The organism is Pseudomonas sp. TWP3-2 (assembly GCF_049897765.1).
Taxonomy (GTDB): Bacteria; Pseudomonadota; Gammaproteobacteria; order Pseudomonadales; family Pseudomonadaceae; genus Aquipseudomonas.
Window position 1 is genome coordinate 21142 of record NZ_JAFCWW010000035.1, and the last position, 11579, is coordinate 32720.

8 protein-coding genes are annotated in these 11579 nt (G+C 59.3%); all 8 read left to right on the forward strand.

The genetic code is table 11. The annotated features are described in order from the left end of the window. Positions 1 to 18 precede the first annotated feature (18 nt). The 8 genes from ACP7EE_RS27055 to pgi all read left to right on the forward strand — a co-directional run bounded on the left by ACP7EE_RS27055 (position 19) and on the right by pgi (position 11180). Positions 19 to 195 carry a hypothetical protein gene (locus ACP7EE_RS27055; protein WP_003176118.1) on the forward strand — a complete coding sequence of 59 codons (177 nt, stop codon included), beginning with the start codon at positions 19 to 21 and terminating at the stop codon, positions 193 to 195. Further along, on the forward strand, positions 179 to 3133 hold the full coding sequence (locus tag ACP7EE_RS27060) for a sensor histidine kinase (RefSeq protein ID WP_420648405.1): 2955 nt from the start codon (positions 179 to 181) through the stop codon (positions 3131 to 3133). The genes ACP7EE_RS27055 and ACP7EE_RS27060 overlap by 17 nt, the downstream gene beginning before the upstream one ends. A gap of 22 nt (positions 3134 to 3155) precedes the next feature. Next, positions 3156 to 4592 (forward strand): sigma-54-dependent transcriptional regulator, encoded by a 1437-nt coding sequence (locus ACP7EE_RS27065; protein ID WP_426238038.1) that lies wholly within the window; start codon positions 3156 to 3158, stop codon positions 4590 to 4592. A 733-nt stretch (positions 4593 to 5325) separates the two neighbouring features. Next, a complete protein-coding gene (locus ACP7EE_RS27070; protein ID WP_420648407.1) occupies positions 5326 to 6726 on the forward strand; it encodes a polynucleotide adenylyltransferase PcnB in 1401 nt (466 codons plus the stop codon). A 2-nt stretch (positions 6727 to 6728) separates the two neighbouring features. Continuing rightward, positions 6729 to 7214: a 2-amino-4-hydroxy-6-hydroxymethyldihydropteridine diphosphokinase gene (gene folK, locus ACP7EE_RS27075; protein WP_426238040.1), complete on the forward strand. Its 486-nt coding sequence runs from the start codon at positions 6729 to 6731 to the stop codon at positions 7212 to 7214. A gap of 438 nt (positions 7215 to 7652) precedes the next feature. Further along, complete coding sequence (gene panB, locus ACP7EE_RS27080) at positions 7653 to 8453, forward strand: 3-methyl-2-oxobutanoate hydroxymethyltransferase (RefSeq protein WP_426206721.1); 801 nt, start codon at positions 7653 to 7655, stop codon at positions 8451 to 8453. Then, entirely contained in the window at positions 8450 to 9310 is an 861-nt protein-coding gene (gene panC, locus ACP7EE_RS27085; protein ID WP_426206720.1) for a pantoate--beta-alanine ligase, read from the forward strand. Before panB ends, panC begins: the two co-directional genes overlap by 4 nt. Before the next feature lie 205 nt (positions 9311 to 9515). Then, complete coding sequence (pgi, locus tag ACP7EE_RS27090) at positions 9516 to 11180, forward strand: glucose-6-phosphate isomerase (protein WP_426206718.1); 1665 nt, start codon at positions 9516 to 9518, stop codon at positions 11178 to 11180. The last annotated feature ends 399 nt before the right edge of the window (positions 11181 to 11579 follow it).

Consider the following 11579-nt stretch of genomic DNA (forward strand, 5'->3'; position numbering starts at 1 on the left):
ATAAAAAGAGAGGCCGGGATGTACATCTATCGCTTGGTCCTGCTTCTGGTCGTGGGGATCTACCTGTTTTCTCCGGCCATCATGGATTGGTGGATCGACGCCACGGGCGCCTGGTATCGGCCGTATCTGCTGTGGCTGATCCTGATCGTCGTGACCTTCATCCTGCAGAGCCAAAAAGATGCCGATGAGCTTTAGCCTGACCCAGATGCTGCTGATCAGCGCCGCCTACCTGGCCGCTCTGTTCGGCGTAGCGTGGATCAGTGAGCGTGGAATGATTCCACGGGCGATCATTCGCCATCCCCTGACTTACACGCTGTCGCTGGGCGTCTACGCCAGTGCGTGGGCGTTTTATGGCACGGTCGGATTGGCCTATCAGTACGGCTACGGCTTTCTCTCAAGTTATCTCGGCGTGTCCGGTGCGTTCTTGTTGGCGCCGGTGTTGCTCTATCCGATTCTGAAAATCACCCGCACCTACCAACTGTCTTCACTGGCAGATCTGTTTGCCTTCCGCTTTCGCAGCACCTGGGCCGGCGCGCTGACCACGATTTTCATGCTGATCGGCGTGTTGCCGCTGCTGGCCTTGCAGATTCAAGCGGTGGCTGACTCGATCGGCATCCTGACTGGCGAACCGGTGCAGAGCCGGGTGGCGCTGGCGTTCTGTGCGCTGATCATCCTGTTCACGATCTTCTTCGGTTCGCGCCACATCGCCACCCGTGAAAAACACGAAGGGCTGGTGTTCGCGATTGCCTTCGAATCGGTGATCAAACTGATTGCCATCGGCGGCGTCGGCCTCTACGCGCTGTACGGCGTGTTCGACGGCCCGCAACAACTGGAACTGTGGCTGCTGCAGAACCAGACCGCCCTCGCCGCCCTGCACACGCCGTTGCAGGAAGGCCCGTGGCGCACGTTGCTGCTGGTGTTTTTTGCCTCGGCGATCGTGATGCCGCACATGTACCACATGACCTTCACCGAAAACCTCAACCCGCGTTCGCTGGTCAGTGCGAGCTGGGGCCTGCCGCTGTTCCTGCTGCTGATGAGTCTGGCAGTGCCGCTGATCCTCTGGGCCGGGCTGAAACTTGGTGCCACGACCAACCCGGAATACTTCACCCTCGGCATTGGCATCGCCGCCAACAGCAAGTCGCTGGCGTTGCTCGCCTATGTCGGCGGCCTCTCGGCGGCCAGTGGTCTGATCATCGTTACCACGCTGGCACTGTCCGGCATGGCGCTGAACCACTTGGTACTGCCGCTGTATCAGCCACCGGCCGAGGGCAATATCTATCGCTGGTTGAAATGGACCCGCCGGGCGCTGATCGTTGCGATCATCATGGCCGGTTTCGGCTTCTACCTGATGCTCGGCGCCGAGCAGGATCTGGCCAACCTCGGGATTGTCGCGTTCGTCGCCACCCTGCAATTCCTGCCGGGCGTGTTGTCGGTGCTGTACTGGCCGACTGCCAACCGTCGCGGCTTTATCGCCGGTCTGCTCGCGGGGATTCTGGTGTGGGTGGTGACCATGCTGCTGCCGCTGGTCGGCAATCTGCAGGGTTTCTATATTCCGCTGTTGAACATGATCTACGTGCTCGACGACACCAGTTGGCACATGGCGGCGATTGCTTCGCTGGCGGCCAACGTGTTGATGTTCACCTTGATCTCGCTGTTCACCAACGCCAGCCCGGAAGAAGCCAGTGCCGCTGAAGCCTGCGCGGTGGATAACGTGCGCCGTCCGCAGCGACGCGAACTGCACGCCGCATCGCCGCAGGAATTCGCAACGCAACTGGCCAAACCGTTGGGCGCCAAAGCAGCGCAGAAAGAAGTCGAACAAGCGCTGCGTGACCTTTATCTGCCGTTCGACGAGCGCCGGCCGTACGCCTTGCGTCGTCTGCGCGATCGCATCGAAGCCAACCTGTCCGGCCTGATGGGCCCGAGTGTTGCGCAGGACATGGTCGAAACCTTCCTGCCCTACAAGGCTGGCGGCGAAAACTACGTCACCGAAGACATTCACTTCATCGAAAGCCGGCTCGAGGATTACCACTCGCGCCTGACCGGTCTCGCCGCCGAACTCGATGCCCTGCGCCGCTACCACCGCCAGACCTTGCAGGAACTGCCGATGGGCGTCTGCTCGCTGGCCAAGGATCAAGAGATCCTGATGTGGAACAAAGCCATGGAAGAGCTGACCGGGATCGCTGCGCAACGAGTGGTCGGTTCGCGCCTGAGCACCATCGCCGATCCGTGGAAAGAATTGCTGCAAGGCTTCATCAATCTGCCGGACGAGCATTTGCACAAACAACATCTGGCGCTCGACGGCCAGACCCGTTGGCTGAATCTGCACAAAGCCGCCATTGATGAGCCGTTGGCACCGGGTAACAGTGGTTTGGTGTTACTGGTGGAAGACCTGACCGAAACCCAGATGCTCGAAGACAAACTGGTGCACTCCGAGCGCTTGGCCAGTATCGGTCGGCTCGCGGCCGGTGTGGCTCACGAAATCGGCAATCCGATCACCGGCATCGCCTGTCTGGCGCAGAACCTGCGCGAAGAGCGCGAAGATGACAGCGAGCTGACTGAGATCAGCGGCCAGATTCTCGAGCAGACCAAACGCGTGTCGCGCATCGTGCAGTCGTTGATGAGCTTCGCCCATGCCGGCAGCCATCAGCACAGCGACGAGCCCGTCTGTCTGGCCGAAGTGGCGCAGGATGCAATCGGTCTGCTGGCGCTGAACCGACGCAATTTCGAAGTGCAATTCTATAACCTGTGCGACCCCGATCACTGGGTCGAAGGCGATCCGCAGCGGCTCGCCCAGGTGTTGATCAATCTGCTCTCCAACGCTCGTGACGCCTCGCCTGCCGGCAGTGCGGTACGCGTGAAGAGCGAAGCCGGCGAACACACGGTCGATCTGATCGTCGAGGACGAAGGCAGCGGTATTCCGAAGAACATCATGGACAGATTGTTCGAACCCTTCTTCACCACCAAGGATCCTGGCGAAGGCACCGGTCTGGGCCTTGCACTGGTCTATTCCATCGTTGAAGAGCATTATGGACAAATCACCATCGACAGCCCGGCTGATGTCTTGAGCCAGCGCGGCACCCGAATCCGGGTGACATTGCCGCGTCATGTCGAAGCGACGTCCGCTGTGAACTGAGACCGTCGAGAGTATCGAATCAATGCCGCACATTTTGATCGTCGAAGACGAAACAATTATCCGCTCCGCCTTGCGCCGCCTGCTGGAACGTAACCAGTATCAGGTCAGCGAAGCCGGTTCAGTGCAGGAAGCACAAGAACGCTTCACCATTCCAACATTCGATCTGATCGTCAGCGATCTGCGCCTGCCAGGTGCGCCAGGCACCGAGCTGATCAAGCTTGGCCAGGGCACTCCGGTGCTGATCATGACCAGTTACGCCAGCCTGCGTTCAGCAGTCGATTCGATGAAAATGGGCGCGGTCGACTACATCGCCAAGCCTTTCGATCACGATGAGATGCTGCAAGCCGTCGCGCGCATCCTGCGCGACCGTCAATCGGCCCCGGCAGCGGGTGAAAGTGTTACCGCCAAACCTACCAATGGCAGCGGCAAATCCGCCGTCGATAATAGTAACGGCGAGATTGGCATCATCGGTTCGTGCCCGCCGATGCAGGATCTGTACAGCAAGATTCGCAAAGTCGCGCCAACCGATTCCAATGTATTGATCCAGGGCGAATCCGGCACCGGTAAAGAACTGGTGGCCCGCGCCCTGCACAACCTGTCGAAACGCGCCAAGGCACCGATGATTTCGGTGAACTGCGCGGCGATCCCGGAAAGCCTGATCGAGTCCGAACTGTTCGGCCACGAGAAAGGTGCGTTCACTGGCGCCAGCGCCGGTCGCGCAGGTCTGGTGGAAGCAGCGGATGGCGGCACGTTGTTCCTCGATGAAATCGGCGAACTGCCGCTCGAAGCTCAGGCACGCCTGCTGCGCGTATTGCAGGAAGGCGAAATTCGCCGCGTCGGCTCGGTGCAATCACAGAAAGTCGATGTGCGTCTGATCGCCGCGACTCACCGTGACCTCAAGAGCCTGGCGAAAATCGGCCAGTTCCGCGAAGACTTGTATTACCGCTTGCACGTGATCGCGCTGAAATTGCCGGCCCTGCGCGAGCGTGGCGCCGACGTCAACGAAATCGCCACGGCGTTCCTTGCTCGTCAGAGCGCGCGCATCAACCGTACCGACCTGAAATTTGCTGCCGATGCCGAACAGGCGATCCGGCACTATTCCTGGCCAGGTAACGTGCGTGAGCTGGAAAACGCTGTCGAGCGCGCGGTGATCCTCAGCGAAAGCCCGGAAATTTCCGCCGAGCTACTGGGCATCGATATCGAGCTGAGCGATCTCGACGATGACGAGTTCATCGGTTTGCCGGCGCAAACCGGCGGTAACACCAGCAACAGTAGCCACGAGCCAACCGAAGATCTGTCGCTGGAAGACTACTTCCAGCACTTCGTGCTTGAGCATCAGGACCACATGACCGAGACCGAACTGGCGCGCAAATTGGGCGTCAGCCGCAAATGTCTGTGGGAACGCCGTCAGCGTCTGGGCATTCCACGGCGCAAGACCGGGGTCGCCAGCGAGAGCTGAATGTCACCTGTATCGTGTGCGAGTAACGCTTGAAGATGTGAAAAAACTGTTACCTCGGTTTTTCCACGTAACAGAAGCCGGGGTTATCGGTAACGAAACCCCGGCTTTTTTTCGCCCCGAGAAAACGGTTATATCGACCTAACCCTTTGTTTTGCTGGGTTTCGCAAAAGTTGGCACGCCCCCTGCTATATGTTTGGTACAAGAACAATAACAAGCAATGCACAAGACAATAAAAATAAGACGAATCGACTCACGCACAATAAAAACAAGACGGCGAGAGGCGCAGCTAACTGATTCTTTTGGAGAGGCGTTGTATTTGGGGCTTGCCCCACGACCAGGCCGAGAACAACAAAAACTGTCCTAAGACAGAGCCTGTACTGGTTGGATCGAGAGATCACTGCAATTCAGCGACCAAAGCAATCCGTTTGCTCTTGGCTCCCGATTGGGAGGGCCATGAAGCAAAAGCTTCATGGCAAGGGCACTCAACAAAAACAAGAAGCCCGAATCAATAATAAAAAGAGCACGCAACTACTTCTTGGGGAGCTTCGGCTCCCCTTGTAGTTTCTCCTCCGCGATAAAATCTCCCCTCCCAGACGACTCGACGCCTTTAGCCTGCGGCTTGCAGCTCGAATCAGCCATGCCCTACACCATCCCTCGACTAAATGCTAGAATCCCGGCCCATCATGCGGTCATTCTTTGGTCTGGCCGAACATTCCTTCAAACAGTGCATCCCATGCTGAAGAAGTTGTTCCAGTCATTCCGAACTCCCGTTCGTCGTACACAACACATCCGTAGCACGCCTGAAGTTCTCAACAGCGGGCAACACTCGCTGCAAAAGGGCCAGTTCAGCCGTTACGCGGTCAATATCGTCGAACGCCTGCAGGGCGCCGGCTACCAGGCGTATCTGGTTGGCGGTTGCGTGCGCGACATGCTTTTGGGTATCACACCCAAAGACTTCGACGTCGCCACCAGTGCCACCCCCGAGCAAGTGCGTGCCGAATTCCGCAATGCGCGGATCATCGGTCGGCGCTTCAAACTGGTGCACATTCATTTCGGTCGCGAAATCATTGAAGTCGCGACCTTCCGCGCAAATCACCCGGTCAACGATGACGACGAAGACAGCAATCAGTCTTCGCGTAACGAGAGCGGGCGGATTCTGCGCGACAACGTTTACGGCACTCTGGAAGAGGACGCGCAACGCCGCGACTTCACCATCAACGCCCTGTATTACGATCCGGTCAGTGAGCGCATCCTCGATTACGCCAACGGCGTACACGACATTCGCAATCACCTGATTCGTCTGATCGGCGACCCGAAACAGCGCTACCAGGAAGATCCGGTACGCATGCTGCGCGCCGTGCGTTTCGCCGCCAAGCTTAACTTTGGTATCGAAAAACACACGGTGCAGCCGATCCGTGAACTGGCGCCAATGCTGCGTGAGATTCCGTCAGCGCGGCTGTTCGAGGAAGTGCTCAAACTGTTCCTCTCCGGCCACGCGGCGATCACCTTCGAAATGCTGGTCGATCTGCAACTGTTTGCGCCGTTGTTCCCGGCCAGTGCCGACGCGCTGGAACACAACCCGGAATACACCCACACGCTGATCAGCGAAGCGCTGTCCAACACCGACCTGCGGATCAAGCAGAACAAACCGGTGACTCCGGCGTTCTTGTTTGCCGCAATGTTGTGGCCTGCCCTGCCAGCGCGCGTGCTGCGTTTGCAGGAGCGCGGTATGCCGCCGATTCCGGCGATGCAGGAAGCGGCTCATGAGCTGATCGCCGAGCAGTGCCAACGGATTGCGATTCCGAAACGTTTCACCATGCCGATCCGCGAGATCTGGGACATGCAGGAACGTCTGCCGCGGCGCAGTGGCAAACGCGCCGATCTGTTGCTGGACAACCCGCGCTTCCGTGCCGGCTACGACTTCCTGCTGCTGCGTGAAAGCGCCGGCGAGCAGACCGATGGCTTGGGCGAATGGTGGACTGACTATCAGGATGCCAACGACAGCGAACGTCGCGACATGATCCGCGACCTCAGCGGCAAAGGCGATGATGCCAGCGGTGCGCCACGCAAACGTCGACGCAGCAGCGGTTCCAAGCGCAAACGCGCCGGCGCACCGAGCGCTACAGGCGAATAAGCATGGAACGCGTCTACATCGGCATGGGCAGCAATCTAGCTGACCCCGCCGAACAATTGCGCAGCGCGCTCGACGCGCTGAGGCAATTGCCGGATACCACGCTGATCGGTGTTTCGGCTTTCTATCAGAGCGACTCACTGCTGCCGGGCCAACCGCGTTACACCAACGCGGTCGCTGCGCTCGACAGCAGGCTCGCGCCGCTGGATCTGCTGGATGCCTTGCAAGCCATCGAGAACGATCAGGGCCGTGAACGCCTTGAGCGTTGGGGGCCGAGGACGCTGGATCTGGACATTCTGTTGTTCGGTGATCGACTGATCGACGAGCCGCGCTTGAAAGTGCCGCATTATCAGATTCAGGAGCGGGCGTTTGTGTTGTATCCGTTGGCAGAGCTGGCCCCACAGGATCTGCGCCTGCCCGACGGCCGCTCCCTACCCGATCTTCTAGCAGCCTGCCCGTTCGTCGGCCTGGAACGCCTCTCCCAGCCCTAACCACAATCCCCCCCGTGAAATGGGGCCTGTGTGGCGAGGGGATTTATCCCCGTTGGACTGCGCAGCAGTCCCCAACTGTCTTTGAACAAATCAAAAGGCGGGCCGCTTCGCGACCCAACGGGGATAAATCCCCTCGCCACAGGTGCCCCGCCAACGCTTGGGATTTGTAGGACAAAATCTCTGCAAATCAACCCCGCCGCCCCGCTGAATCGCATCAGTAACGCCGGTAACACTCCCCTCGTAACAACGCGGTAACACACGCAATTGACTTCCTGATGTCTCCTCACGACTATAGGCGTCCCGCTGCCGCCAACCCGGCACATACGGGCGCAATCCAGGCCTTATAAGCACGACAAAAAGAGCGTGCGCCTGAGTTAATGAAGAATCACGCGCGTTACTCGCAGTAGTTTCCAGAGCGCCTGAACGAGGATTTTTTACATGCCAGCCATCACCCTGACCACGCTCCAGAGTCTCAAGCAGAAAGGTGAAAAGATCACCATGCTGACCTGCTATGACGCGACCTTCGCCCATGCCTGCAACGAGGCCGGCGTCGAAGTGCTGCTGGTGGGCGACTCCCTCGGCATGGTTCTGCAGGGTCACGACAGCACCCTGCCGGTGACCACTGCGGAAATGGCCTACCATGTTGCCAGCGTCAAACGCGGCAACAGCGATGCATTGATCCTGGCCGACCTGCCGTTCATGGCCAACGCCACTCTCGAACAAACCATGATCAACAGCGCCACGCTGATGCAGGCCGGCGCGCACATGGTTAAAGTCGAAGGCGCACTGTGGCTGGCCGAGTCGATCCGCTTGCTGGCCGAGCGCGGCATTCCGGTCTGCGCGCACATGGGCCTGACCCCACAAGCGGTGAACATTCTCGGCGGCTATAAAGTGCAGGGCCGCAACGAAAACCAAGCGCGGCAGATGCGTGCCGATGCGATCTCGCTGGAGCAGGCCGGCGCGGCAATGCTGCTGCTCGAATGCGTGCCGAGCGAACTGGCCGCCGAAATCAGCCAGGCAGTGAAGATTCCGGTGATCGGCATCGGCGCTGGCAGCGCCACTGACGGCCAGGTATTGGTGCTGCACGACATGCTTGGCCTGTCGATCACTGGCCGCGTGCCGAAGTTCGTGAAGAACTTCATGCTAGAGCAGGACACCATTCAAGCCGCGCTGAAGGCTTACGTCAGCGAAGTCAAAAGCGTCACTTTCCCTGGGATCGAACACGGATTCTCTGCATGAACACCGTTAAAACCGTACGCGAACTGCGCGCCGCTGTAGCCCGCGCCCGCAGCGAGGGCAAGCGCATCGGCTTCGTGCCGACCATGGGCAACCTGCACAGCGGCCACGTCGCGCTCGTGACCAAAGCCACGCAACGCGTGGATTTCGTGGTCGCGAGCATTTTCGTCAACCCGCTGCAATTCGGCGCTGGCGAAGACCTCGACAAGTACCCCCGCACGCTCGCGGCGGACCAGGAAAAACTCCTCGAAGCCGGCTGCTCGCTGCTGTTCGCCCCCACCGTTGAGGAGATGTATCCCGACGGTATGGCCGGACAGACCCGCGTCAGCGTGCCGCAACTCTCCGAAGGCCTGTGCGGCGCCAGTCGTCCGGGGCATTTCGAAGGTGTGGCGACGGTGGTCAGCAAGCTGTTCAACATGGTCCAGCCGGATCTGGCGATCTTCGGCCAGAAGGATTTCCAGCAACTGGCGGTGATTCGCGCGCTGGTGCACGACCTGAACATGCCGATCCAGATCATCGGCGAGCCGACCGTACGTGCTGCCGATGGCCTCGCGCTGTCGTCGCGCAACGGTTTCCTCAGCGAAGAACAACGCGCCGTGGCCCCGGTGGTGTATCGCACGTTGAGCGCCATTGCCGAGTCGATCAAGCAAGGCGAACGCGATTTCCCGGCGCTGATTCAGGCGCAACAGCAACAGCTGGAAGCGGCTGGCCTGCGTCCGGATTACCTGGAAATCCGCCATGCCCTGACCTTGCGTCCGGCGACGGCTGAGGATCGTGATCTGGTGATTCTGGTGGCGGCGTTCCTCGGCACCACACGGTTGATTGACAACCTGCATCTGAATCTCGACACGCCAGCCTGACCGTTTGTCGGTCCCTCGCAGCCACGATGTTAGAAAAGTACCGGAAACTGGTCAGAAGAAGTCAAGACAGATGGCAGCGCGAGGTTTACTGTATTCGCCCTGCGCCATTTAATCGTGTCGACGCAGTTGGCGCCTCGCCCAAACATGGCGGGGCCGCCTGATCCGTGTATATAAGGCCGTTCAAGTAAAAAGGAAAATCGCAGCGATGGCGTACTACCGCACTCCTCACGACGTTACCGCTCTGCCCGCCTGGCAAGCGTTGAAAGATCACCGCCAAGCCATGCAGGATTTCAGCATGCGCGAAGCCTTCAACGCCGATCCGCAGCGCTTCAATCAATTCACCCTCAGCAGCTGCGGCCTGTTTCTCGATTATTCGAAGAATTTGATCAACGCCGAGACCCGCAACCTGCTGGTGGGTCTGGCCAATGAAGTCGATTTGAAAGGCGCGATCAAAGCGCTGTTCGACGGCGAAATCGTCAACTCCTCCGAAGGCCGCCCGGCACTGCACACCGCCCTGCGCCGTCCGGTAGGCGACAAGTTGTCGGTCAACGGCGTCAACGTGATGCCTGAAGTGCACAAGGTACTGAACCAGATCACCGATCTCGTGGGCCGCATCCACGACGGTCTGTGGCGCGGTTACACCGAGAAACCGATCACCGACGTGGTCAACATCGGTATCGGTGGCTCGTTCCTCGGCCCTGAGCTGGTGTCCGAAGCGTTGCTGTCCTACGCGCAGAAAGGCGTGCGTTGCCATTATCTGGCGAACATCGACGGCAGCGAGTTCCACGAACTGACGCAGAAACTGCGCGCCGAAACCACGCTGTTCATCGTTTCGTCGAAGTCGTTCAACACCCTCGAAACCCTGAAAAACGCTCAGGCCGCGCGCGCGTGGTACCTGGCTCAGGGTGGTTCGGAAGCCGAGCTGTATCGTCACTTCATCGCCGTATCGAGCAACAACGCTGCGGCTGTGGCGTTCGGTATCCGCGAAGAAAACATCTTCCCGATGTGGGACTGGGTTGGCGGTCGTTACTCGCTGTGGTCGGCCATCGGTTTGCCGATTGCCTTGGCCATCGGCATGTCCAACTTCAAGGAACTGCTGTCCGGTGCCTACACCATGGACCAGCATTTCCAGAGCGCGCCGTTCGAACAGAACATGCCGGTGCTGCTGGCCCTGCTCGGCGTGTGGTACGGCAACTTCTGGGGCGCGCAGAGCCACGCGATCCTGCCGTACGACCACTACCTGCGCAACATCACCAAGCACTTGCAGCAGCTGGACATGGAATCCAACGGCAAGAGCGTGCGTCAGGACGGCACCCCGGTGTCGACCGATACTGGCCCGGTGATCTGGGGCGGCGTCGGCTGCAACGGTCAGCACGCTTACCACCAGTTGCTGCATCAGGGCACCCAACTGATTCCGGCCGACTTCATCGTGCCAATCGTCAGCTTCAACCCGGTCTCCGATCACCATCAGTGGCTGTACGCCAACTGCCTGTCGCAGAGCCAGGCACTGATGCTCGGCAAGACTTTGGGCGAGGCTCAGACCGAGCTGCGCGACAAGGGCATGAGCGAAGAAGACGTGCAGCGAATCGCGCCGCAAAAGGTGATCCCGGGCAACCGTCCGAGCAACACCCTGGTGGTCGAACGCATCAGCCCGCGTCGTCTCGGCGCACTGGTAGCCATGTATGAACATAAAGTGTTCGTGCAAAGCGTGGTCTGGGGCATCAACGCCTTCGATCAATGGGGCGTGGAGCTGGGCAAGGAACTGGGCAAAGGCGTCTACAACCGCCTGGTCGGCAGCGAAGAATCGGTTGCTGAAGACCCGTCTACTCAAGGTCTGATCAACTATTTCCGTGGTCGTCACCGCGGGTGATTTGTTGCTGTGTGGCTGGCTTGAGTAAATGAATGATGAAGAGAGCCCCTGATATTCAGGGGCTTTTTTTGGTCTGAAGTTTGTGGTGACCGGGAGATCGTTTCCCCCTCACCCCAGCCCTCTCCCCCAAAGGGGGAGAGGGGAAAGGGAGCGGATCTCGGTTGTTTTCAGAGCCTGAGTTCGACTCAATATTGCAGGTCGGCGTATAACGCATGACACCTCGGTCAGTCCCCTCTCCCTCCGGGCGGTCCGACGTTTCGGGAGGGCTAGGGTGAGGGGCTTGCAGTGGTCTAATTTCCCCGGACACCCCGATAGGTGGAAAATGCATCTATCGAGGAGTTATTCATGACCAAAAAACGCAGGGCATTCGACGACAGCTTCAAGCTGCAAGTCGTGAAG